The organism is Affinirhizobium capsici, from assembly GCF_977018625.1.
On sequence record NZ_CDRNXD010000004.1, the window covers coordinates 911063 to 935018 of the forward strand.

Here is a 23956-nt window from a genome sequence, read left to right on the forward strand (position 1 = left end):
AAATTCTACAGCAACTTAGCGTCTATCTTTAGTCTAATGTCATGGCTCTGGACTGAGCGCATCCGTGCGTCCTCTTTCCGTGATCCGTGCATTTCCAAACCTGTTGAAAGGTCCGGCCGCTGAAATGCGTCGGAGAAAATACTTATGTCTAATCTGCAACCAAAGGCTGCGGAAAGCCTTGATGCTGCCATTCGCAAACTGGCTCAGGAGTTTGGTTTCTAGTCCGTTTGCCTCGCACTATTTAATGCCGCACGGATGAAGCGGAAGAGGGCGAACGACCTGAAGCAACTGCCGGATTATCTGTTGCGTGACATTGGCGCGGCTGCCGAGCAGCAGCACCTCAGGCCTCCGCGTTTCAATATCTGGGATATCCGGCTTTGAAGCGCGAGCCGCGTCCCCCGCCCGATGCTTGATCGGGCGGGGAGGGAATATCAACTCGCTCACTCCGCCACGCAATAGACACGCAGCCGATGCCCATCAGGATCGGCTGCCGTAAACGTGCGACCAAAATCCATATCTTCCGGTTTCTGGAGAATGTTGATCCCGAGTTGTGACCAATCTGCATAGACCTGATCCACCTCTTCCCGGTTCTCGCATGAAAAAACGATCTCGGACGAGCCGGTGAATCCGGATGTTGCAGGGACGACGCCGTCTTTTCTCCACAAGCCGAGCTTGAAGCCCGCAGAAGTCACGAACATAGCGAAGGTTGGCGACGCCTCCACTGGCTGTGCATTCAAGATGGACCGATAAAAGGCAGAGCTGGCGTTCATATCTGTTGTGTGGAGCAGGACGAAATTGGCGGGTTTCATGTTTGCCTCGCTGTTGTTGACGAGGCTGGTCTACCCCTGGCCACTGTCAGAAACTGTCAGCATCCTTTGCTTGGTCTCCTCCTCTTGCAGGGAGCGCCATTCAGCCAACAGCACTGCTTTTCGTCTAGGATAGCGAGCGGCATTAACCTCTACCTGTTCCATCCGGTCGGTGCGAAAATGCCGGATCGCTTGGCGTTCCTCGCACCATGCCATCATCACCTGAACCTCATCGAAATAGCCAAGAGCGAATGGCCAGACGGTTCGGGTGGTCTCATTGCCGCTGGCATCACGATAGGCAAATGCCAGTTTTCGTTCACGGCGAATGGCTTCGCGGATGGATTTGACATTGAGTGAGCCGGGAAGATGTGGTTTTGGCGGGCCAACGAGCAGGTGATTTTCGTCCGCCTGATGTCTAAGCTTTTCTGGGAGGACGGCCGCCAGCCGAACGACGGCGGATGCTGCCGCTTCTGCAAGTGTTCCATCGCCGCGCTTAGCCACCCATCGCGCACCTAAGATGAGGGCTTCCAGCTCTTCCTCCGAGAACATCATCGTTGGCAGCAGGAAGCCGGATTTCAGCACATATCCCATGCCAGGTTCGCCGCGAATATCTGCGCCTTGCGCACGCAGGGTGGCGATATCGCGGTAAAGAGTACGAAGAGAAATCGAGAGATCTGCGGCGAGCTGCTCGCCGCTCACGGGGGAGCGATAGCTGCGCAGCGCTTGCAGAAGATCAAGGATGCGTTGGGAGCGTGCCAATTCTCGTTCCCTCTATTTGTGCTGACTGTTCCATTAAGGCGAACGATGTTTCTCGTTCAAGCTTGATCTGCATTTGTGTTTGCTTCTTTGAGCCGCCGCACAAATTCCTTGTTGATCGTCTGCGTTTGACCGCGCCGGAGGGAGCATTATTTGCTAAGGAAAGATGGGGCGGACGAGTGAGTCTATTCCCGTCTCCAGGACATATTGAGGTGAGTGCAGTGCAGGTAGGCATCGATATGGGAACTGTGACCGGCGGTCAGCCGGCCAAGCTCGATATCGAAGAGTTGCTGGCTACGCGTCTCCTGGTGCAGGGAAATTCCGGTTCCGGTAAGTCGCATTTGCTGCGGCGTCTGCTAGAGCAGTCTGCTCAATGGGTGCAACAGGTCATCATCGATCCTGAAGGTGATTTCGTTACTCTTGCTGATAAATACGGCCACATCGTTGTTGATGGGGAGCGAACCGAAGCTGAACTCATAGGTATTGCCACGCGCATTCGCCAGCACCGCGTTTCGTGCGTGCTGACGCTTGAGGGCCTGGACATTGAAGAGCAGATGCGCGCTGCAGCCGCTTTTCTCAACGGTCTCTTCGATGCTGATCGCGAATATTGGTATCCGGTTCTGGTCGTTGTGGATGAAGCACAGATGTTCGCGCCCTCGGTTGGTGGCGATGTCTCCGAAGAGGCACGCAAGATGTCTCTCGGTGCCATGACCAATCTGATGTGTCGTGGTCGAAAGCGTGGTCTGGCCGGAGTTATCGCCACGCAGCGTTTGGCCAAGCTTGCCAAAAACGTTGCTGCGGAAGCTTCTAATTTTCTTATGGGCCGCACCTTTCTCGATATCGACATGGCGCGCGCCGCTGATCTTCTAGGCATGGATCGGCGTCAGGCAGAAATGTTTCGAGATTTGAAGCGGGGAAATTTCGTGGCACTTGGCCCGGCTCTTTCTCGCCGCCCGCTTCCGATCGTTATCGGCTCAGTGGAGACATCGGCGCGCTCATCTTCGCCCAAGCTGATGCCGCTGCCGGACGCGCCGCAGGATGTGGAGGATTTAATCTTCACCCCGGACCCGGAGGAGTTTACCCGGCCGATTATCCGGCGTGCACCGCCAGCACCACGTCCGACGACAGATATTCTGGCAGAGCTTTCTCGCGCCACGACTCCGGTCATGCCTAGCCCGCAGGAGCCTGCGAGGCCCGCACAGGCGGAACTTTCACCGGAAGAAAAAGAAGCCCGTATCGCCGCTGTCCTGGCGGAAATAATCGATGATCCGCAAGCGGCTTACCGTACGGATTCAGTGCTTTATCAGGATTTTCTCGTGCGGGCTCGCATGCGCCGCTTGCCGGGGCCGCCAATGGCGATGGGAGAGTTTCGCCGCCGCGTTGCGATTTCGAGAGCTGGCGTGGACGATGAAACCGCAGCCACACCGGGCTGGCAAACGGCGCTCGAACTATCGGCCCGTGTTTCTGACGATCTCCAGGGTGTCTTCCTCATGATAGCAAAGGCGGCCCTTATCGGAGAGCCTTGCCCCTCTGATATGCGAATTGCCAAAGCTTACGGCACGCATTCAGCGCGACGTGCGCGACGCCTGCTCGGCTATTTCGAGGAGCAAAACCTCGTCGTCGTACATTCGGATTTTGGAGGCAAGCGCATCGTGGCTTTCCCCGATCTGGATGTGCAAACTGCACCCGGTGCGCCGGACGCAACAGATGACGAGCCTGCCTCATCTGTCGATCGGCACGCCGCCGAGTAAAGGCTGCTGGCTAATGCTGCGACCGTCCAAGTAGCGCACCTAAACGCTCTATGCGGTTGGTCATGATTGCGCCTTCCCAGTGTTCGGGCAAGCGCGCAATATCGTCATGGCTATCGATCGATTTGCTGAAGCCGCCACCCTCCCATGGGCCGATCAAAGTAACGCTCGTGTTGTAGGCTGCCAAACGCGCCTGAAGCCGGTTAGGGAAGCCCCACGCCAGTGGTGCAAGATTGATGGGCAAGTAGATCGCAGTGTTACGGCAAGCTTCCGGCACATAATTCACCCAACCCAGCAGAGCATAGTCTTTGAAACATTCTTTCAATTGATGTGCTGACGTCGTGCGCACGCTGGGAAGCCTCTTGCGCAACATCGCAACCGGCGTCTGATCTCCGTAGACGGTGATCCTTGACAGTTGTTCTGGTGGAAGTTTGGCCAGTTCATCCCCAAGCTTGGAGCCTTCAATGGCTTGGCGACTTTTCATGTTGATGAGAAATTGCTTTTCCGGGAAGGTTGATAGAACCTCCGTCAGGCTTGGCATGAGGCCAATGCCTTGACCACGGAATGGATAGGTTTTGCCCCCATCGGCAGTATAACCATAGCCGATATCCAACTGCTTCAGATCGCTCATGCTGTGATCGCGCGTCACGCCTTGGCCATTGGTGCGGCAATTCAGCGTCCAATCATGAAACACGGCAAACTGTCCATCGGTCGTCGGATGAACATCAATTTCGGCAATATCTGCTCCGGCCTCGAAGCCAGCTTTCAGTGATGGAATGGTGTTCTCAAGGAGCTTATGGGTTGGCGGCAAAATGCGCGTAGCGGTGCAGGTGCTGTCATCAACGTCACTCAGATCATAGGTCTGGCCCATGCCGCGATGGGCAAGAAGCATGGGTTTTGCGTCGGGATCGTTTGGTCCGGGATCGCGGTTCATCAAGTAAAGGAAGGCAATGAAGCCTAGCCCGAGCAAACCAAAACTGCGCCATGTTTTTCGCATCGGTGCTTTCCGCAATGCAGCAACGGTGCCGAAATGACTGAGCGATTGCGGTGTTTCTATGTTTGGGGGAAGCGGGTTTTCGTCAACTGCGTCGTGTGCTGAACGAAATCAGCAATGGCCGCAGTATCGTTGAGATCGAAAACCGGTAGAGAACTGTCCTCAACCAGGTGATCGGCGGCGATGGCCACAATATGTGGATCGTTGGCTGCCAGTGGTTCACGGTTCTTCGCGTCGAGGCGCCGCGCTTCAATTTTGGGAACGGCTTCGCGCTTGTAGCCTTCGATAATGATGATGTCACATGGCGCTATGCGGGCGACGATTTCCTCAAAGCTTGGCTCCGGATTGCCGCGCAATTCGTGCATGATGGCATAGCGTGTCCCTGAAACCAGGGCGACCTCGTGCGCGCCAGCCTGACGATGACGGTAGCTGTCGGCACCCACGCGGTCGATATCGAAATCATGATGGGCATGTTTAATGGTGGACACTCGAAAGCCACGCCGGGTGAGTTCCTCCACCAGCCGCACGGCTAAACCTGTTTTGCCGGAATTTTTCCATCCTGAAATCCCAAAGATTTTTGCTGTCACGACAGAGCCTCCAGGTAGCGTTCCGCCAAAGCGAGATCCTCTGGTGTGTTGACGTTGAAGAAGGGATCGAGCGGCCCGGCGGCAGTTGCTATTGGCACGAAGTCCACCACGGCGGTTTGGTGCTGCGCGAGAAACGTTTTTACGCGTGCCTTCTCGCCAGATTTTAGAAAGGCTTCAAGCTCATCTGCCAGCGTTAAGGGCCAGAGTCCGCAGACAGGGTGCATAGCATCCATTGAGTGGGCGACTGCAATAGCTTTAGGGCCGCCGAGTGCTACGGTTAGGCGGTGTGCGAGATCCAATGGAATAAACGGCGTATCAACCGCAGTGGTTAGAACGTGGCTTTTGCTCATTTTCTGCTGTGCCGCAAATCGCATGGCGGCCAATATTCCTGCCAAGGGGCCTAGGTAGCCATTCAGCGTGTCTGGGAAAAAGGCAAGTTCAGGGACAGACGCCGGATGGCTGACTGCGTTCACTGCGATTGGAGAAGACTGTCCGCTGAGACGACTTGCGACGTGGCGAATGAGGGGGACGCCGCCTAGTCGCACATTTGTCTTATCTTCACCCATCCGGCGAGATTGGCCACCAGCAAGAATGATTGCGGGAAAAACAGTTGCTCCCAATTGTCTCTACCTCAGTTCGGCGTCGGATTGCTGGTAGCCGCCGCCACGAATCTTGCCCGCTTCTTCTCGCGATAAAAGGCATAGAGCCCAGATGCAACAATGAGGCTAGCGCCGATCGACATGTAGCCATCCGGCCGTTCGTTGAAGAAATAGAATCCAAGGCTCAATGAAAATATAAGGCTAGTGTAGCGGAAGGGTGCAATGAAGGAAATCTCGCCGGATCGCATGGCAATGATGATGGACAGATAGCCTGTCACGATGAAGATTGCCGCGATGCTGAGAGTTAGAAGCGTGCTGCCGCTAACCTCCGCCCAGCCGCCCATGGGAACGATGAGTGCGGCCCCGAATATCGTGTTGATGATGGCCGAAGACAGTGAGATCAGCAGTGTCGGTACGGATTTATCGATCTTCCGCGTCATGAGATCGCGGCTTGCGGTGAAAAATACCGTGACGACCGCAAACAGCGAAGCAGGAACGAAGGCTTCCGGGCTTGGCTTGAGAATGATAACGACACCGACAAACCCGACCATGATAGCGGCCCAGCGCCGCCATCCAACCGGTTCCTTAAAAAACAGGCTCGCACCCAGTGTAACTGCCAAAGGCAGAGACAGCAGAATGGTAGCTGCAACGGACAGCTCAATATAGGTTAAGGCGGAGATGTAGGTGAGCGTGGCGCCGATCTCGAAAAGCGCACGAAAAATAACAGAGCCAGACAGCATCACTCGCCAGTTGGAGAGGGCGCCGTAAGATTGGGCCATAAGAATGAGCAAAATGGCGGTGATCAGTCCTCGCAGAAAGATAATCTGCCCTAGACCCAGTTCATGAGTGACCGATTTAACCAGTGCATCATTGGTGGTAAAAGCCCCCATCGCGATCGTCATCATCAGCGCACCGCGCGAGTTGGCTGATAGGGGCATTGCAATTCCTCAAGCTATGTAAGCTATTACCTATGGCATGGGCGGCGCTTTTACCAGCCGACTCATCTCATGCTTGTTCCTTATACCTCATTGCTCATCGAAAGCGTGCGCGTAAGTGCCACGATTGCGAGCTTGTAGCCCTGGGTACCGCCATTGGTAGGTAATTGCTGCGTACATCTGTTACATTCTGGGGGGTAAACCGATGAAATTAACGAATGCGCAAGCTCTAATCTGCCAGGGTGTCGCAATAGAGCCCGCATGAGGCGGCGAAAGATTTGAGGCCGATGAGCGGCTTGCCCGAAATGCACGGGGAGGTGCAATGTCGTTCCTGGATCGTTTGCTGCAAAGCCGGAAAATTGTCACGAAGGTTTTGCTCTTCGTCGTTCCGCTTATTCTGCTCATTGCTGGCGTGGGCCTTGCCGGGTTTTACACCGCGCGCATGCTGAACGGCCATATGACAGTTACCCGTGCGACCATTGAAAACATTGGCGACTTTGAAAAGCTCCAGGCATCGTTGCTTGGCTTCTTGGCAAAGCCCACAAGCGATACGCTGAAGACTTTGAACGAGTCGATTTCCACCCAGGATAAAGGCGTAAAGACGCTTGAAGCGTTGGTCGTGACACCAGAAGACAGGCAGCGGCTGGATGTTGTTGTCGCCACTGCACCTGCTTTGAAGACCGCTTCGGAAGGTTTGTGGGATCTTGAGCGCAAGATGACACGCCTTGAGCAATCCATGGAAAGCGGTGTTGATGACGTTCGCACTCTCGCCGGTTCTGTCAGCTCACAGTTCGAAACGGTGCGCAAGGAGGGCGAGAGCAAGGAGAAGTTTGCCAAGGTTGCCTTGTTCGACGCCTACGTACTGAAGACGATTGCAGCGCGCATCGATAGTCTTGCGGATGCTGTCAAAAACGCACCGGAAGATTCTATTCTACCCCGTGCGGCTGGCACCTATCTTGGTGTTCTACAGAAGGATCTGCCGAAGCTGGAAGCGCGTTCCAGTTCGAAAGTCATGCGGCAACTCGATGAGCTAAAGGCCAAGATGGCCAGCATCGACCAATTGATCAAAGGCGATCTGCCAGCGACCGACAAGGCGAATGCGATACGCGACGCTGTTGCTGCTTTGCAGAAGTTGCGCGACACCTACCTTGTAACAGTCGGGCAGAATACGAACACTGCTGCTGACCGCTTCGCGTTGTTGGAAGATGACCTGCAGACAAACCGCGCACTGGTGGGTCAGCTAACGGAAGCATTCCGCCTGAACGACATGTTGCAATTGCATTCCGAACGTCTGCGGGTTGCGCTGACCGACAGCGCCCGCGAGGAGTTGTTGGCCGATGTTCGTGCCCTGACGGCAGCCAGTGAGCAGATCTCCAAGCTCGGCCAGAAGAATCCCGCAATGAAGGATTTTGCCCCTCAGCTGTTGCCAATTCTCGATAAGCTCGGAAAAGACTCAAAGAGCCTTTTGGAACTGGCAGGCCAGTGGACCGTCGCTCGTGCCGATGCTGAGAAGACGCTGGCCAATGGCATGGCTGGACTGAAGAACTTCGTCGCACAGGCTCAAGAAGCCGGTAAGCAAGATAGTGAACGCTCGGCCAATCTCTCTATCGCTGCCACGGTTATAGGCACCGTACTGGCCATTATCGGTGCGTTGATGCTGGTGGAAACCCTGCGCGGTCCTCTGCGCCGGGTTACGGAAATCATGACGCGGCTTGCCAATGGCGATCTGGAAGTTCGCATCGAAGGCCGGGAACGCGCTGACGAAATTGGCGACATGGTTCGCTCAGTCACTGTGTTCCGTGATGCAGCGCTTGAAAACATCCGCCTTGAGCAGGAAGCTTCTGCTGCGCGCGATGCTTCCAACGCTGAAGCAGAGCGCCGGGCCGAAGAGCGCACGCGTGTCTCCAACGAGCAGCGCCTTGCTCTTGCCGCCCTCTCGGACGTGCTGAACCAGCTGGCTGCCGGAAACCTCGAAGTGGAGATGTCCGAAAACCTGCCCGTTGATTTCGTGGAAATGGCGCGCACTTATAACAGCGCCGTCCGAACGCTTCGCGTTACACTGGGCGATGTTCGCACTGTTGCGGATGATATCAACAGCGGCACCGGCAATCTTGCAGCGTCGGCTGACGATCTGGCTCGCCGTACGGAACAGCAGGCCGCAGCACTGGAACAATCAACCCGGGCGCTTCGCCATTTGACGGAACTGGTTCGCTCCACGGCTGGCAGTGCACAACGCACGTCACAATCCGTCAACCAGACGGAAGCCTTTGCAGTTGAGTCGGGTCAGGTGGTGACGGATGCTATCTCGGCCATGGGTGAAATTAGCCGATCATCCGAGAAGATAAGCACGATAATCGGTGTGATCGACGAAATTGCATTTCAGACGAACTTGCTTGCATTGAATGCAGGAGTTGAGGCGGCGAGGGCAGGTGAAGCGGGTCGTGGATTTGCAGTCGTTGCCCAGGAAGTCCGGGAGCTTGCACAGCGCTGCGCCAATGCGGCCAAGGAAATCAAAGGCCTTATTTCCGCAAGTTCGCATCAGGTTAGCAACGGTGTTCATCTGGTAGAGCAGACCGGTGCCGCGTTAACGCAGATCATTGCGCATGTTGGCACCGTGCAGAAACTTGTTGCAGATATTTCATCTGCAACGAACGAGCAGTCGGTCGGCATCAATGAAGTCAGTCAGGCGCTTGGTGAAGTGGAGCATATCACGCAGCGTAATGCTGCGATGGTAGAGGAGAACAATGCGGAGATTCACGGCTTGCGTGGCCGCGTGTTGGCATTGGCGGAAAAGATTGAGCACTTCAAAACGGGCGATGAGGTCGCGGGTTCTAAAAACAGAACCTGGGCGGCTTGAACTGTTCGGCTGTGTTTGCGCTCAGGCCGTCGGCTCATCCGACGGCCTTTCGCATAAAGTTGGCCTGATACGCTGGACTTGATCGCCGCAGAACAAGATGAGGTAGCCGCCCTCCGCCTCACAGGTTTGCGCTATCGCTTCGAGTAGCTCGCGATAGGGCTTCCGCAACCATATCTCAGCGTAGGCAGGGTCTACCAAGACCGTTTTCTGCTTGCCTTGCGAGTAGAGCATCATATGAGATGTGAGGGGATTGAATGCGTCATCAAGCGTTGCATCGCATATCCAATCACATTGGAAGTCACGGCAGGTTTTCGGCCGCAAATCATATGCGCTGCAACCCACATCCATAATGCAGTGCTGGCACGGGTGATCCGCCGGCTTTTGTAGCTCCTCTATTTCCGGCAGTCGGCAGCATAGAGTGCAATGGATGCAGGATCGGACTTGCCGCTGAACATCAGTTGAAGAATTCAACGCCCGTCTCTCGAATTGCTACTAATTCTTGTCGCGTAAAGTCAGTGTATCAAATTAGCATTTGATAAACGAATCTGGTTGTAAATTTTGTACATGTTCCCGCAAGGATTTTGACTGATGGCAATACGCGACCTTTTCAATGCATCACGATTGGCAGATGAGATGGCAGCGTTGTCGCGCTCTCAAGCTATGATTTGGTTCGAACCTGATGGAACAATTATCCACGCCAATGAAAACTTTTGTGCGGCCCTCCAGTACAAGGTAAAAGAGATAGCTGGAAAGCATCATCGCATCTTTTGCGATGAGCAAATCACCGGGGCAGCCGAATATGGCAAATTCTGGCAGGATCTCGCGGCAGGCAAATTCCAGCGCGGGCAGTTTCGCCGTCGGAAAAAGGACGGATCGGACATCTGGATCGAGGCTTCGTACAATCCAATACTGCAGAACGGAAAAGTTGTTCGGGTCGTTAAGATCGCGAGCGACATCACCGCCGTCAAAGTAGCTGCAATTGAGGATGAGCACCGCCTCATTGCAATCGATCAAAGTCAGGCCATCATTGAATTTGATCGAACCGGCAAGGTGCTCAAGGCCAACGAGAACTTCCTCAAGACCATGAACTATGGACTGAATGAGATCGTAGGTCAGCATCACAAAATGTTTTGTGATGAGGCCTATGTGAGAAGCCTCGACTATGAGCAGTTCTGGCAGCGCTTGCAGGGTGGCGAATTCATCGTGGATAAATTCGTTCGCTTCGGTAAGGGTGGGCGCAAGGTATGGATTCAGGCTGCCTACACGCCGGTCTTCAATAATGAGGGCAAGGTTTACAAGGTCATCAAAGTCGCCACAGATATTACCTCTCGCATGAGTTCCGTAGAAAAAATCGGAATTGCGATTGGCAGGCTGGCGACGGGCGATTTAACTGTAGACCTCTCCGAGCGTCTCGATCCCGCGTTGGATCAAATCCGATTGGACCTTAATCTCGCGCTAAGGGCAATGGATGAGACGATTTCGGGCATCCAGCAATCGGCGGAGGCATTGAGCAGCAATGCCAAGGTTATCAACTCCGTTTCCCACGATATTGCGCGCAGCGCGGAAAAACAGGCAGCCTCTCTTGAAGAAACTGCGGCGGCGCTAAGCGAGTTGACGAATACTGTCAGTGACTCTTCCAGTCGGGCTGTTGAAGCGAAGCGATTGGTTGCGGAAACGCGCAATGGTGCAGAGGTATCTGGCCATATCGTTCAGGATGCGACGACGGCGATGGCGAAGATCGAAGATTCGTCCAAAGAGATCTCAAAAATTATCGGCGTAATTGACGAAATTGCATTTCAGACGAACCTGCTAGCGCTGAATGCGGGCGTGGAAGCTGCGCGCGCCGGTGAGGCGGGCAAGGGATTTGCGGTTGTTGCGCAAGAAGTGCGTGAACTGGCACAGCGATCAGCGAATGCAGCCAAAGATATCAAAGGTCTTATTTCGGCCTCTGGTACGGCCGTCGGTCACGGCGTGTCCCTTGTCAACAAGACAGGCTTGGCACTTCAGCAGATTGTTCAGCAGGTACAGGATGTTGATCTGAACGTGGCGGCCATCTCACAGTCATCACGCGAGCAGGCAACAGGGATCACCGAGATCAGCACGGCGATTAACATGCTGGACCAGGCTACTCAGCGTAATGCAGCCACAGTGGAAGAGGCCAACGCTGCCGCACAATCTCTTGCATCCGAATCTCAGGCTCTTTACGACCTCATAGCGCGCTTCAAGGTAAGCCGAACAAGGGCGCCTGAGGCACTGCGCCTCGCATCTTGATGGATCAAGCTCAGCCGCCGGTCACACTCATGTGGCGGGCAACCGCTGGACGATTGTTGCGGTCAATGATGAAGTCATGACCCTTTGGCTTGCGTCGAATAGCTTCATCTATAGCTGAGGACAGGAACGCTTCATCCTGAGACGCTCTCAGTGCTGTGCGCAGGTCAGCCGCATCGTTCTGGCCGAGGCACATGTAAAGCGTGCCTGTGCAGGTGAGACGAACACGATTGCAGCTTTCGCAGAAATTATGCGTCATCGGAGTGATGAAACCCAGGCGACCGCCCGTTTCCTTCACATCGACATAGCGGGCAGGACCACCTGTGCGGAACGGAATGTCTGTCATCGTAAACTGTTCGGCCAGTTGCGCGCGCAGTTCAGATAGCGGCATATATTGGTCGGTGCGGTCTTCATCGATTTCGCCCATGGGCATGGTTTCGATGACCGTTAGATCCATTCCCCGCTCATGCGCAAAGCGCAGCATGGTGGGAATTTCCTGATCGTTGAAACCTTTCAGAGCCACAGCATTGAGCTTGACCTTAATTCCAGCGCGCTGTGCTGCATCGATACCCTGCATCACGCGGTCGAAATCGCCCCAACGGGTTATGGCCTTGAATTTGTCCGGGTCGAGTGTGTCCAGTGACACGTTAATGCGACGAACCCCATGGTCATAAAGTTCGTCTGCGAAGCGAACCAGTTGCGAACCATTCGTCGTCAGTGTCAGCTCTTCAAGTGCACCGGATTGAATGTGCCGCCCCAGAGCGCGGATCAGAAACATGATATTCTTGCGCACCAAAGGCTCGCCACCTGTAAGGCGAAGCTTGCGCACTCCCTTACCAATGAAAGCCGTGCACAGCCGATCAAGCTCTTCCAGCGTGAGCAGGTCCTTTTTCGGCAAAAAGGTCATGTTTTCCGCCATGCAGTAAGTGCAGCGGAAATCGCACCGGTCAGTGACCGAAACCCGAAGATAGGTAACCGATCGCCCGAACGGATCGATCATGGGCTTGGTGTCGCCGCGCAATGGCGTGTGGATAGCGTTGGGATTGACAAGACTGTTCAAGACACGTCCTCCTGACGCCGAAAGATGGGGCTTGATGGGGCAAGCGTCAAGCCGATACTAGGGGGCAGTATAAACGCATGAGCACTTGCAGAATGTCTGCGGTGCGCCATGTTTCAAACCGAGCGGATTGCAGCAAATGAGTGAAGCCTACGACAAGGCCTGGCCGACAGAGTTACGGGTGTCTGAGGACAAGCGCAACTTCAAAGTTTCCTTCGATGACGGAGCAAGTTTTACGCTTCCGGCTGAAATGCTGCGCGTGCTTTCACCGTCGGCAGAGGTGCAAGGGCATGGTCCGGGGCAAAAGGTAACCGTGCCGGGTAAGCGATTGGTCGCAATCCGTAATGTTGTGCCTGCTGGAAATTATGCGGTGCGGATCGCCTTTGACGACGGTCATGACAGCGGCATCTACACTTGGCGTTATCTTCGTGAATTGGGTGAAACTGGCAGCGAGTTGTTCTCCGCCTACGAGGCGGAATTGGCGGCCAAGGGAATGAACCGCGATACGCCGGGAATATCGCACTAGGAGCTTTATGGGCGCGGAAAGTAAGGATGCTGATCATCTGGTAAAGGATGCTGACAATCGCGAAAAGGCGGTTGGCTTCCCCGAACTCTTTTTTGATCTGGTTTTTGTTTTTGCGCTCATTCAGCTTTCTCATTTCGTTGCGGAGGATTTCACAACGAAGGGTCTGGCGGAAGGTGGCGTTTTCGCGCTCGCGCTTTGGTGGGTGTGGATTCATACCGCCTGGGTAACCAACCGCCTTGACCCCGAGCGGATGCCGGTGAGAGCGCTGCTTTTTTCTCTTATGTTCCTCGGCCTCTTGATGTCTTCCGCGATACCCAAAGCGTTTGAAGACCGCGGCCTAATGTTTGCCGCTACCTATGTGGCCATGCAGCTGGGGCGATCTATATTCGCAATCTTCGCATTTCGAGACGTGCTTCCGAATGTGTCTCTTAATTTCAAAAGAGTTTCCGTCTGGTTTGCCGTGTCGGCAACCCTCTGGATAGGCGGTGCTCTGGTTGAGCCTGATTTGCGCATCTACCTGTGGTATGCTGCTTTGCTCATCGAGTTTTTTGCGCCTGAATTGCGGTTTCTCGTGCCGGGCCTTGGCCGCTCGCGTGCGGAGGATTGGGATGTTTCCGGCGAGCACATGGCCGAGCGATGCGGACTGTTTGTGATGATTTGCTTGGGTGAGTCGATCCTGGCGACAGGGCGCAGTTTCTCCGAGCAGGACATTTCGCCTGTCATCATCGCCATTCTTGCCGGATCGTTTCTGTCAACCGGGCTGATGTGGTGGATCTATTTTCATTTTGGCCACGAAAAAGCATCGAAAGAAATTGAGGAGTCGGCAGAGCCGGGTGAGGTGGCGCTACACGTTTTCACCTACGCTCACATACCTGTGGTAGCCGGGGTCATCCTCTGCGCTGTGGCGGCAGAACATCTTCTTGCCCATCCCGATGAGAGCGGAAGTTTGGCGCGAACCTTTGTTGTGCTCGGCGGGCCGATCATTTTTCTCGCGGGCAATTTATGGGTGAAGTGGGTTACTACCGATCACCTTCCGCATTCGCACCTGCTTGGAATTGTCGCTTTGTTATGTGTGGCGGCCGTGACTGGAACCTGGGCGACGTTATGGTCTGCCTTTTGGGCCATGATCGTTTTGCTGCTTGTAGCCATTTGGGAATATCGGCGTCTGGCGCGTTTTGCCCACGCTTCGGATGAGGTCGGAGAGCTAGAGGGAGAGTGACTTGCAGGCTTACTGCCGATCCTCTAACCATAGGAGGCGGTAGGAGAAAATGTGCATGTCCATCATCCAGTCTGTCGAGCAGTTGCGCGAGATTTACAAAGACCCCAGCGAAGCTTCTCTTGTGAAAGTCACGAGGCAGCTGACGCCAGAGTATCGGCAGATGATTGAGGCTTCCCCCTTCGTTGCGCTCAGCACTATTGGGCCGGAGGGGCTAGACTGTTCACCCAGAGGCGATATGGGTGGGGTTGTACGTGTTCAAGACGACACGACCGTTCTTCTACCCGACTGGAGAGGGAATAATCGTGTCGATTCCCTCATCAACATCGTTCGCGATCCGCGCGTATCTCTAATGTTTCTTATTCCGGGCTCCAGCACCGTCATGCGCATCAATGGACGTGCCGTTGTTTCCGTTGAGGCGGAGTTGCTGGAAAGCTTCGAGATGGATGGCCGTCATCCGCGAAGCGTTACCGTCGTCACAATTGTGGAAGTGTACTTCCAATGCGCGAGGGCCATCATGCGCTCAGACCTATGGAACCCTGACCACTTTCTGAATGCTTCCCAGCTGCCTACGCCAGGCCAGATGTTGAAAGCTGCCAAAGAGGATTTTGACCAGCCCCGGTATGATCAAGAATGGCCGGAGCGTGCCAAGGCTAGCATGTGGTAATTGCTCGCTTCTACTTTTTGTAGATCAACCAGCCTTTGCCGCTGTATTCCTTGCGCATTCCGTCCTGATAAACAACCGAGCGATTGCGGCCAGCGTCCTTCGCGCAATAGAGAGCCGTGTCTGACTTTATGTATAGATCGCCGCCGTCATCTGCTTGCGATGCCATGGCAAAACCGAGCGAAATGGTAATGGGCCCGTAATCTACGCCTGTGCGAGAATTACGGAATGGACGAGTTTCGAGTGTCTTGCGCAAACGCTCGCAGGTAGCCATGACTTCTTCTGCCGTATTGCCCTGAATGATCAGCGCAAATTCTTCCCCGCCCGTGCGTGCCACGAAAACATCTTTGTGCACATTGGAGCGCAACACAGCGGCCACGGATGTCAGGATTTTGTCACCAACTGGATGGCCGAACGTGTCATTGAACCTTTTGAAGTTATCGATGTCGGCAAGGACAAGTGCCGTGACCGGAAGCTGCATGCTATCGTCATAAAGCGTTGCCAACTTCTCATCGAAAGCTCGACGATTTGAGAGCCGCGTTAGCGAATCGGTATTGGCAATCCGTTTGTATTCATCCAGTTCCCGGCGAACCAGATCGACTTCCTGCGTACGCTGAACGACGCCCTCAACCGTCTTTTCTCCTTGCGCAATTGTATCGCCCGTTGCTTTTGCCAAGAGGTCGATTGCACTTCGCAGAAGGTCTGCGGAGAAATTGGTCTTCGCGCCAATGTTCGTTGCAGCTTCGCCAAGAAGGCGGTTGTAGTTTTCCAGCGAAGCCTGCTCATGGCGCAGCAGCTTCAGGAGCGTGTCCAGTTCTTCTGCAAGCTTTGTATGTGCTTTCTCAACAGCTGCAACTCCGCCGCTGCCAATGTGCTTGGCAGCAAGCTCGTCCAGCTCCTCCTGGGGTGGGCGACTGCCCAGCGACGCAAGTTCACGCGTCAGTGCCGGGTTCGTACCGATATAGGCCTCATAGAACAAATGGTAGTTTCGCGGAATCGGGGAAACATTCATAACCCGCATAGCCTGCAATATCTGCCCAGCCACGTCAGTGGGCTGCGTCTTTGGCGCAATGGCGGTCGTCATTGCTCTGCTCCGGTCTTTCAGGGCTGCGGTCATGGTCACGCGCGAATCGTTAGTAAGCGTTAATGTATAGGGTTGTTGCAGATGAAGATACTTTAAAGCTAATAAATAAAGTCGGTTAGCCAGGTCCTTTGCTAGTTCTTCGACGTGAGACTAATCTTTACCTGACTCATTATTATATTGAAGAGGCAACGCAACCGTTGCGATAAATTTTGAACCTAGTGCACAGAAAAAATGGCCTGTGGTTACGCCACAGGCCATCCTTAAATTACTTCGGTCCAATCATGTTTTCTGGTCTGACATATTGATCGAATTCTTCATTTGTCAGATATCCGCCACCTACCGCTTCTTCACGAAGTGTAGTGCCGTTCTTGTGCGCTGTCTTTGCGATCTTGGCACAAGCATCATAGCCTAGGCGACTGTTAAGCGCTGTTACAAGCATCAGCGAGTTCTCGACGCCGCGCTTGATGTTATCTTCGCGAGCTTCGATGCCGACGACGCAATTATCAGTAAATGATACGGCGGCATCGCTAAGAAGCTGCACCGATTGCAGGAAGTTGTAAGCCATCATCGGGTTGTAAACGTTCAACTCGAAATGACCTTGGCTGCCTGCGAAGGTAATGGCTGCATGGTTGCCGAAGATGTGCGCACAAACCTGAGTCATAGCTTCGGACTGCGTGGGGTTCACCTTGCCCGGCATGATCGATGAGCCCGGCTCGTTTTCCGGCAGTGACAGTTCGCCAAGACCTGCGCGCGGGCCAGAGCCAAGGAAACGGATGTCGTTGGCGATCTTGAACAGGGCCGCCGCCGCCGCGTTGATCGCGCCGTGTGCAAACACCATGGCATCGTGAGCAGCTAGCGCTTCAAACTTGTTCGGAGCGGTGATGAAGGGCAGGCCGGTGATTTTCGCAATCTCTTCAGCAACCTTCTCAGCGAAGCCGACAGGGGCATTGAGGCCCGTGCCGACGGCTGTGCCGCCTTGAGCCAATTCGTAAAGTCCTGGCAAGGTAACTTCAAGCCGTTTGATGGCGGAAGCCACCTGAGCTGTATAGCCGCCGAATTCCTGGCCAAGTGTCAGCGGCGTTGCATCCTGCGTATGGGTGCGGCCAATCTTGATGATGTGCGCGAATGCTTTCGACTTTGCATCCAGCGCCGCATGAAGATGCTTCAGGCTGGGGAGCAGGTGGTGCACGATCTGTTCTGCGCAAGCGATGTGCATGGCCGTCGGGTATGTGTCGTTGGACGACTGGCTCATGTTCACGTGGTCATTCGGATGGACAGGTTTCTTGGAGCCCATCTCTCCGCCGAGCATTTCAATCGCACGGTTGGAAATAACCTCATTCGCATTCATGTTGGACTGCGTGCCGGAGCCGGTTTGCCAGACGACGAGCGGAAAATGCTCGTTCAGCTTCCCGTCAATCACTTCCTGTGCAGCGGCAATGATGGTTTCACCGATTTTGGCATCGAGAACGCCGAGAGACATGTTGGCGCGTGCTGCGGCCTGCTTGACAATCCCAAGGGCGCGAACGACGGACAACGGCTGCTTTTCCCAACCGATTTTGAAGTTGCCGAGCGAACGCTGAGCCTGTGCGCCCCAGTAACGGTCGCTGGCGACCTCGATGGGGCCAAAAGTATCTGTTTCGGTGCGCTTGGTCATTTATATGCCTCTGTTTCACAGGGTATGAATAAGAATGCGGGGCAGCATATCTTTAGCTGCCATCAGCAGTTTGGCGCGCGCATTACTATACGTTTGCGACTGGACTTCAAGCGTCTGGGGCGGTGAAGCATAAGGCAAAATCGATTAGTATCAGTGCCGGGAGGCGAGTGCGCTATGAGGGCTTCTCAAATTGGCACGAGGACCAAGGATTAGAGCTAAGTGGATCGATTTCAATCACGTTCCTGTGCTTGAGTTCACGCGTCAGTAAAAATTTAACGAATGGTTTATTAATCTTGCGGAAACGATAACGCGCCGTCGGCCTCTCAAAAGATATCGTCGGTGTGTCTTTCGTTTACTTTTCACAATGCGCGCTATCCGTTAGACAGGCGCTAAGGCTCACGAGGCCCACTGATTCAAGGCCCACACAACGTGACGGGGACGACATTGCCGCACGCATCTTACAAGAATTCGCTCGCGATTGCCCTGCTTGCAGGTGTCGCATTTACATCTATTGGCACAGGTAACGCCAATGCCCTGACGCTGATGGACATGTTGCGCGGCAAGCGTGAAAGCGTACAGGAACAGGTTGAAGGTCAGAGCAGGGCATCGGCACCCGCCATCAGCCAGCGCGCCATTGACCTCAGCGATCCTGAGCCTTTGCCAAAGGTTTCCGCACCGAAATACCTGACCTATCGTGTCGACGCCATGAGGCAGATCAAGACGCAAGGCTTTGCGGCCGCATCAGCGACCGATGCTACGCGCTTCATTGCTCAAGCGAAGGTAAACGCCGCTTCGGATGTAGCCGCAGCCGTCGAAGCCTATTATGCCAAAAACACTGCTTCACTCTGGGTCGAGAACGAAGATGTGAGTGCGCGTGCACATGCTGTTCTTGCCATTCTGGAAAAGGCAGACCAGTACGGTCTGAACCCGGCAGATTACCGGCTGACGGTACCGGCGTTGACAACCTCCAGCGTTAGCAATGAGCCATCTGTTCAGCAGCCGGACGCACCTGCACAAGACGCAAACGCGACACCTGCCGATAGTGCAACCGTAACTCCAGTTTCGGCAGAGGCACCTGTTGCTGCGACGCCTGCAGTAGAAACACCGGCTTCGCCTGTGGTGTCGGCACCCGATCAGCATCTGAAAGATCTGATGCAGTTCGAGGTAGCGCTATCTGCGAAGGCGGTTATGTTTGCGCAGGACCTCGCTCGGGGCCGCATCGATCCGAACCGGATTTCCGAATATCACGATCTGAAGCGCCGCGATGTGAACCTTTCGTCCGTGCTGCCATCGCTCCAGTCTGCTGCGGATGCTGGCGTGGCCTTGGCGGCTTTTGAGCCGACAAGCCCACAGTACCAAGCTTTGAAGGCCGAGCTTGCTCGACTGAGGGCTGAAAGTTCCACCATTTCCCAGGCGCCTCAGGTTCCAGAAAAGCTGGTGTTGAAGCCGGGTGAAAGCAATGCGGAACTGTCACAGGTTATTGCCGCCATACAGCATCGCAGCTCAGAGGCCTTCAAGAACGAGCACTCCGCTGCTTTCGCATCCTACCAAAACACGCCGGATTACTCTCCGGAACTGGTTGAGGTGGTTAAGGGCTTCCAGAAGCAGGCAGGCCTGAAAGCGGATGGCGTCATCGGTCCCGCAACGCTGCGGGCGATGACAGGCCACACCAGCCAGGACAAGATTGAGAAGCTGGAAGTTGCCATGGAGCAGTCCAAGTGGCTACCGAATGATCTTGGCAGTCGATATGTCATGATCAACCAACCTGCCTTCCGTGTCTACTACCACGACCACGGGCAGGAGCAGTTTTCCATGCGTGTCGTCGTTGGCTCTCCAAGCCATCAGACCTTCTTCTTCTCGGATGAAATCCAGACCGTTGAATTGAACCCCTACTGGGGCGTTCCGCAATCGATTATCGTCAACGAGATGCTGCCGAAACTTCGGCGCGACCCTAGCTACCTGGATCGCATGGGCTATCAGGTGGAAGTGTCAGGTCGCGCCATGTCATCCACGGCTGTTGACTGGTACGGTTCAACGCAGGCCATTTCGGTTCGTCAGCCTCCTTCAAGCGACAACGCCCTTGGCGAGTTGAAGATTCTGTTCCCGAACGCTCATGCTATCTATATGCATGATACGCCGCAGAAGAGTTTCTTCCAGCGGGACATGCGTGCACTCAGCCATGGCTGTGTTCGTCTTGCTGAGCCGCGCAAGATGGCCGCCGCCGTTCTTGGAATCTCCGAGCAGGAGCTAGCCTCCAAGATTGCACAGGGCAAGAACCAGGCAATTCAGGTGCCGCAGAAGATCCCGGTCTATGTGGCGTATTTCACCGCATGGCCGAACAAGGACAACCAGATCGAATATTTCGACGATGTCTACAGCCGTGATGCAGCGGTGGAAAAAGCATTTGATGCCACGAGCAAGGCGCGAGCCATCTGATCTGGCGCGTGAATTGACTACGAAAAAGCCGGTCTCCTTCGAGGCCGGCTTTTTTATTGGAATGATTTCAAGCGATGCGTTGTTTTTTGGCGTAAGTTTGCGCGAATGCGAGGCGGTGCCAAATTTGGATTTTGTTCGGCTGTGGTGCGGATGGCTGAATTAGCCATCCGGAAGATCCTTGGCTTGTCAGGATATGCGATCAAGCTGGTGCTGCTCCGGCAACCGATGAGACGTATGGCCTCTTCTGTACGAAGGCAGCTAGTTAAATTGCCGGTATATTATAAGACAAAGTCTCATTGATTAGAGTATTTTTATATTTCGACTCGGGGAGAGGGCTCTAGATTGCTCGCTCCTCCCAAACGCGGGTGAGTTCTACGATCGTTCTAACAGCCGTTTCCATATCTTGAACACTGACCCATTCCAGTGGCGAGTGATAGGCGTGCCCACCCGTGAAAATATTGGGGCAGGGAAGACCCATAAATGAAAGGCGCGAGCCATCCGTTCCGCCGCGAATGCTCGCCAATTTCGGAGTGAGGCCAACTCGACGGGTTGCCTCCACCAGATTCTCAACGACTTCCGGGTGTTGATCCAAAATCACTTTCATATTGCGATATTGGTGTTTCACTTCGAAGGTGAAGCTTGAGCCCGGATAGTTGCTCAAGGCATTTTTCGTCAATTGATGCAGCAGTTCCTCTTTCTCTGCGAGGCCGCTTTCTTCGAAATCCCGGATAATGAAACCAAGGGAAGCGCCTTCCATGGAGCCGTCAATTGAGATGGGATGTATGAAGCCTTCACGCCCCTCCGTGGTCTCCGGAGACTGGTCTTTCGGCAGGCTGGCAATAATATCAGCGGCGATTTTGATAGCGTTTTCCATTCTGCCTTTCGATGTCCCGGGATGCATGGCTACACCGGAAATCCTGATGGTCACACCGTCAGCAGAGAAGGTTTCGTTTTCAATCTCACCGATCGTGGACCCGTCCAGAGTATAGGCGAATTTTGCTCCAAGCTTCTTCAGATCCACCTTATCAGCGCCGCGGCCAATTTCTTCGTCTGTGGTGAACAGGATTTTGATCGGTCCATGCGGGATTTCCGGGTGAGCGATCAGGTATTGCGCCGCCGTCATAATTTCCGCCACGCCTGCCTTGTCATCGGCTCCCAAAAGCGTGGTGCCGTCGGTTGTCACGATATCGTGGCCGATTTGGTTTTTCAGTTCCGGGTGCTCTTCCACGCGAATGACGCGGCTCGTATCTCCCACAAGACGAATGTCGCCGCCCTGATAGTGGTGAACGATCTGCGGCTTCACACTGGTCCCAGTGAAGTCCGGCGCTGTATCCATGTGGGAGCAGAAGCAGATGACCGGAACATCTTTGGCGCTGTTGCCGGGAATGGTGGCATAGACATTGCCGTGCTCATCCAAATGAGAATCCGCCAGACCCAATTCCTGCAACTCGCGCTCCAGAATGCGGCCAAGATTCTTTTGCTTTTCCGTGGAAGGCTGAGCGCTCGAGAGCGGATCAGACTGTGTGTCGATAACGACATAACGGAGGAAGCGGTCGAGGACGGTATCATTGGCTGCAGGCATATCAGGCATCCGAATCTTGGAGGAGCTCATCGCCCATCAGTGCGGAAATCGTCCGATCATGCAAACAAAAAACCGCGCCGGTGAGGGCGCGGTTTTGCATTTAAGCTTATTGCCGATCAATGTTTGGTTTCGGTTTCTGGCTTGATATTCCGTGTCGCCCAAAGCGAGCCGAGGATACCAGCTGCCAAGATGCCAATCGTGATAGTCAACGATACGACTGGCGGGATTTTGGCGAGGCCGAGCATATCTGCCAGGAAAATTTTGGAGCCGATGAAGATCAGGACGACCGACAGGGCGTATTTCAGGTAGGCGAAGCGATGGATCAGCGCCGAGAGGGCAAAGTAAAGCGCACGCAGACCCAGGATTGCGAAGATGTTGGACGTGTAGACGATATAAGGGTCAGTCGTGATCGCGAAGATGGCCGGGATCGAATCGACAGCGAAGATAACGTCGGCCAGTTCAACCATCACAAGCGCAAGAAACAGCGGCGTGATGAAAGTCTTCAGCTTGCCGGTAGCCGGATCAGCTTCGCGCACAAGGAATTTTTCGTTACGCAAACCTTCCGTGACCGGCAGTTTCTTACGCAGGAACTTCAGGACAGGGTTAGAGGCGACATCATATTCCTGATCAGCAGTCATCAGCATCTTGATGCCGGTGATGATGAGGAAGGCCGCGAAAAGATAGAGCACCCAGCTATAGTTTTCGACGATGGCAGCTCCAGCCGCGATCATGATGCCGCGAAGGACAATGACGCCGAGGATACCCCAGAGGAGTACGCGGTGCTGATAGGCGCGGGGAATGGAGAAGTAGCCAAATATCATCGCTATGACGAAGATATTATCCATCGCCAAGCTTTTTTCGACCACGAAGCCGGTTAGATATTCAAGGCCCGCTTGTTCGCCGCTTTGAAACCAAATCCAGCCACCGAAAGCCAAGCCAAGCGCAATATAAAATGCTGAGAGAGCAAAACTCTCTTTGATTCCGATTTCCCGGCTATCCTTGTGAAGGACACCAAGATCGAGCGCGAGAAGAACGAGAACGACTGCTACGAAGGTAAGCCACATCCAAACAGGCTTACCCATCAGGTCGATGAAGAGAAATTCCATGACGGATCATCCGAAGCCGGATCAAGTTAAATCTCTAGCACCGACATCACGGGTCGATCCGGCAGTACGCGTCAGAGGGGCCCGGTGCTGCTATAAAGTTGGGAAGAGCAAATTACGGCTTCAAGTGGGCGCAAAGAAAAATATTTGGCAGGGTAGAGGTCTGTCAACTTCGCTTACCTCGAGCCAAAGGTTGACAAGTGCTGCGCGTATAAATAAAGACCCCCGCAGCACCGGGTGGCAACGCCCGGTGTTTCATTTGACATGTCCCGTGGTTTTCTCCGGACGCTCCGTGAGAAGCCTGTCAGAGCCACCGCAAGGTGCAGTCTCTTAGGAGGGCGTGTTTCCTCTGGTCCGGTCTGGCAACAGGCGGGTCTTTGTTTAGTTAGAAGGAAATACGATGAGCAAGCGCGCGTCGTCTAAGTACAAAATTGATCGCCGTATGGGCGAAAACATCTGGGGTCGTCCGAAGTCGCCGGTTAATCGCCGCGAATACGGCCCAGGCCAGCACGGTCAGCGCCGCAAGGGCAAGCTTTCCGACTTCGGTGTGCAGCTGCGCGCCAAGCAGAAGCTGAAGGGCTACTACGGCGATCTGCGTGAAAAGCAGTTCCGTTCGATCTACGAAGAAGCCGACCGTCGCAAGGGTGACACGGGTGAAAACCTGATCGGCCTGCTGGAATCGCGTCTGGACGCAATCGTGTATCGCGCAAAGTTCGTGCCGACCATCTGGGCAGCACGTCAGTTTGTGAACCACGGCCACGTCACGGTTAACGGCGTTCGCGTCAACATCGGTTCCTACCGCTGCAAGGCTGGCGACGTTATCGAAGTTCGCCAGAAGTCCAAGCAGTTGGTAACGGTCCTGGAAGCTGTTCAGCTCGCTGAGCGTGACGTTCCTGACTACATCGACGCTGACCACAACAAGATGGTTGCTACCTACGTTCGCGTTCCGACGCTTTCGGACGTGCCGTATGCGGTTATCATGGAACCAAACCTGGTCGTCGAATTTTATTCGCGTTGATCAATATTTCGAGCAGGCTGTTTTTCAGCTGGCTTGGCATCGAACCCGTCGATTTTCGGCGGGTTT

19 protein-coding genes are annotated in these 23956 nt (G+C 54.4%); 8 read left to right on the top strand and 11 right to left on the bottom strand.

The window, feature by feature from the left end:
* Positions 1-440 precede the first annotated feature (440 nt).
* Positions 441-809, bottom strand: coding sequence for a VOC family protein (locus AC0JZ1_RS07810; protein WP_471881833.1), 369 nt, complete (start codon positions 807-809; stop codon positions 441-443).
* Between the two features lie 30 nt (positions 810-839).
* Positions 840-1565, bottom strand: a complete 726-nt coding sequence (locus tag AC0JZ1_RS07815) for a helix-turn-helix transcriptional regulator (protein ID WP_471881834.1) — start codon at positions 1563-1565, stop codon at positions 840-842.
* Between the two features lie 218 nt (positions 1566-1783).
* On the opposite strand from AC0JZ1_RS07815, the gene AC0JZ1_RS07820 reads away from it, so the two are divergent.
* Positions 1784-3313: a helicase HerA domain-containing protein gene (locus AC0JZ1_RS07820; RefSeq protein WP_471883386.1), complete on the top strand. Its 1530-nt coding sequence runs from the start codon at positions 1784-1786 to the stop codon at positions 3311-3313.
* Positions 3314-3323: 10 nt separating this feature from the next.
* Here the strand turns inward: AC0JZ1_RS07820 and AC0JZ1_RS07825 are convergent, their stop codons facing one another.
* From AC0JZ1_RS07825 to AC0JZ1_RS07840, 4 genes are read right to left on the bottom strand one after another with little or no spacing between them, the layout of a single operon-like run.
* Positions 3324-4307, bottom strand: a complete 984-nt coding sequence (locus AC0JZ1_RS07825; protein WP_471881835.1) for a glycerophosphodiester phosphodiesterase family protein — start codon at positions 4305-4307, stop codon at positions 3324-3326.
* Between the two features lie 56 nt (positions 4308-4363).
* Positions 4364-4891 (bottom strand): molybdopterin-guanine dinucleotide biosynthesis protein B, encoded by a 528-nt coding sequence (gene mobB, locus AC0JZ1_RS07830; protein ID WP_471881836.1) that lies wholly within the window; start codon positions 4889-4891, stop codon positions 4364-4366.
* Positions 4888-5511: a molybdenum cofactor guanylyltransferase MobA gene (mobA, locus tag AC0JZ1_RS07835; protein ID WP_471881837.1), complete on the bottom strand. Its 624-nt coding sequence runs from the start codon at positions 5509-5511 to the stop codon at positions 4888-4890. Before mobA ends, mobB begins: the two co-directional genes overlap by 4 nt.
* 11 nt (positions 5512-5522) lie before the next feature.
* Positions 5523-6428 carry a DMT family transporter gene (locus tag AC0JZ1_RS07840; RefSeq protein WP_471881838.1) on the bottom strand — a complete coding sequence of 302 codons (906 nt, stop codon included), beginning with the start codon at positions 6426-6428 and terminating at the stop codon, positions 5523-5525.
* A 319-nt stretch (positions 6429-6747) separates the two neighbouring features.
* Here AC0JZ1_RS07840 and AC0JZ1_RS07845 point away from each other — a divergent pair, with 319 nt between their 5' ends.
* Together AC0JZ1_RS07845 and AC0JZ1_RS07850 are read left to right on the top strand one after the other, a co-directional pair.
* Positions 6748-9282 (top strand): methyl-accepting chemotaxis protein, encoded by a 2535-nt coding sequence (locus AC0JZ1_RS07845; RefSeq protein ID WP_471881839.1) that lies wholly within the window; start codon positions 6748-6750, stop codon positions 9280-9282.
* Positions 9283-9870: 588 nt separating this feature from the next.
* Complete coding sequence (locus tag AC0JZ1_RS07850) at positions 9871-11553, top strand: methyl-accepting chemotaxis protein (protein ID WP_471881840.1); 1683 nt, start codon at positions 9871-9873, stop codon at positions 11551-11553.
* Between the two features lie 10 nt (positions 11554-11563).
* Here the strand turns inward: AC0JZ1_RS07850 and moaA are convergent, their stop codons facing one another.
* Positions 11564-12550, bottom strand: coding sequence for a GTP 3',8-cyclase MoaA (gene moaA / locus AC0JZ1_RS07855; protein ID WP_471883387.1), 987 nt, complete (start codon positions 12548-12550; stop codon positions 11564-11566).
* Positions 12551-12746: 196 nt separating this feature from the next.
* On the opposite strand from moaA, the gene AC0JZ1_RS07860 reads away from it, so the two are divergent.
* From AC0JZ1_RS07860 to AC0JZ1_RS07870, 3 genes are read left to right on the top strand one after another with little or no spacing between them, the layout of a single operon-like run.
* Positions 12747-13133, top strand: a complete 387-nt coding sequence (locus AC0JZ1_RS07860) for a gamma-butyrobetaine hydroxylase family protein (RefSeq protein ID WP_471881841.1) — start codon at positions 12747-12749, stop codon at positions 13131-13133.
* A gap of 7 nt (positions 13134-13140) precedes the next feature.
* The gene (locus AC0JZ1_RS07865; RefSeq protein WP_471881842.1) at positions 13141-14352 is read left to right on the top strand and encodes a low temperature requirement protein A; all 1212 of its coding nucleotides are present in this window, start codon (positions 13141-13143) and stop codon (positions 14350-14352) included.
* A 55-nt stretch (positions 14353-14407) separates the two neighbouring features.
* Positions 14408-15016 carry a pyridoxamine 5'-phosphate oxidase family protein gene (locus AC0JZ1_RS07870; RefSeq protein ID WP_471881843.1) on the top strand — a complete coding sequence of 203 codons (609 nt, stop codon included), beginning with the start codon at positions 14408-14410 and terminating at the stop codon, positions 15014-15016.
* Between the two features lie 10 nt (positions 15017-15026).
* On the opposite strand, the gene AC0JZ1_RS07875 is transcribed toward AC0JZ1_RS07870, so the two are convergent.
* Both AC0JZ1_RS07875 and fumC read right to left on the bottom strand, forming a co-directional pair.
* Complete coding sequence (locus AC0JZ1_RS07875) at positions 15027-16097, bottom strand: GGDEF domain-containing protein (RefSeq protein ID WP_471881844.1); 1071 nt, start codon at positions 16095-16097, stop codon at positions 15027-15029.
* Positions 16098-16362: 265 nt separating this feature from the next.
* The gene (gene fumC, locus AC0JZ1_RS07880; RefSeq protein WP_471881845.1) at positions 16363-17751 is read right to left on the bottom strand and encodes a class II fumarate hydratase; all 1389 of its coding nucleotides are present in this window, start codon (positions 17749-17751) and stop codon (positions 16363-16365) included.
* A gap of 444 nt (positions 17752-18195) precedes the next feature.
* Between fumC and AC0JZ1_RS07885 the strand changes: the two genes are divergently transcribed.
* Positions 18196-20187, top strand: a complete 1992-nt coding sequence (locus tag AC0JZ1_RS07885; RefSeq protein ID WP_471881846.1) for a L,D-transpeptidase family protein — start codon at positions 18196-18198, stop codon at positions 20185-20187.
* Positions 20188-20524: 337 nt separating this feature from the next.
* Here AC0JZ1_RS07885 and pepT read toward each other — a convergent pair whose 3' ends face one another.
* Together pepT and AC0JZ1_RS07895 are read right to left on the bottom strand one after the other, a co-directional pair.
* Positions 20525-21769, bottom strand: a complete 1245-nt coding sequence (pepT, locus tag AC0JZ1_RS07890; protein WP_471881847.1) for a peptidase T — start codon at positions 21767-21769, stop codon at positions 20525-20527.
* 116 nt (positions 21770-21885) lie between these two features.
* On the bottom strand, positions 21886-22875 hold the full coding sequence (locus tag AC0JZ1_RS07895) for a TerC family protein (protein ID WP_471881848.1): 990 nt from the start codon (positions 22873-22875) through the stop codon (positions 21886-21888).
* Positions 22876-23272: 397 nt separating this feature from the next.
* On the opposite strand from AC0JZ1_RS07895, the gene rpsD reads away from it, so the two are divergent.
* Complete coding sequence (rpsD, locus tag AC0JZ1_RS07900; RefSeq protein WP_471881849.1) at positions 23273-23890, top strand: 30S ribosomal protein S4; 618 nt, start codon at positions 23273-23275, stop codon at positions 23888-23890.
* Positions 23891-23956 lie beyond the last annotated feature (66 nt).

Coding starts and splice junctions, on each gene's coding strand:
- AC0JZ1_RS07810 (WP_471881833.1), bottom strand. CDS start 809: ATGAAACCCGCCAATTTCGTCCTGCTCCACACAACAGATATGAACGCC.
- AC0JZ1_RS07825 (WP_471881835.1), bottom strand. CDS start 4,307: ATGCGAAAAACATGGCGCAGTTTTGGTTTGCTCGGGCTAGGCTTCATT.
- AC0JZ1_RS07840 (WP_471881838.1), bottom strand. CDS start 6,428: ATGCCCCTATCAGCCAACTCGCGCGGTGCGCTGATGATGACGATCGCG.
- AC0JZ1_RS07845 (WP_471881839.1), top strand. CDS start 6,748: ATGTCGTTCCTGGATCGTTTGCTGCAAAGCCGGAAAATTGTCACGAAG.
- AC0JZ1_RS07850 (WP_471881840.1), top strand. CDS start 9,871: ATGGCAATACGCGACCTTTTCAATGCATCACGATTGGCAGATGAGATG.
- moaA (WP_471883387.1), bottom strand. CDS start 12,550: ATGATCGATCCGTTCGGGCGATCGGTTACCTATCTTCGGGTTTCGGTC.
- AC0JZ1_RS07860 (WP_471881841.1), top strand. CDS start 12,747: ATGAGTGAAGCCTACGACAAGGCCTGGCCGACAGAGTTACGGGTGTCT.
- AC0JZ1_RS07865 (WP_471881842.1), top strand. CDS start 13,141: ATGGGCGCGGAAAGTAAGGATGCTGATCATCTGGTAAAGGATGCTGAC.
- AC0JZ1_RS07870 (WP_471881843.1), top strand. CDS start 14,408: ATGTCCATCATCCAGTCTGTCGAGCAGTTGCGCGAGATTTACAAAGAC.
- AC0JZ1_RS07875 (WP_471881844.1), bottom strand. CDS start 16,097: ATGACGACCGCCATTGCGCCAAAGACGCAGCCCACTGACGTGGCTGGG.
- fumC (WP_471881845.1), bottom strand. CDS start 17,751: ATGACCAAGCGCACCGAAACAGATACTTTTGGCCCCATCGAGGTCGCC.
- pepT (WP_471881847.1), bottom strand. CDS start 21,769: ATGCCTGCAGCCAATGATACCGTCCTCGACCGCTTCCTCCGTTATGTC.
- AC0JZ1_RS07895 (WP_471881848.1), bottom strand. CDS start 22,875: ATGGAATTTCTCTTCATCGACCTGATGGGTAAGCCTGTTTGGATGTGG.
- rpsD (WP_471881849.1), top strand. CDS start 23,273: ATGAGCAAGCGCGCGTCGTCTAAGTACAAAATTGATCGCCGTATGGGC.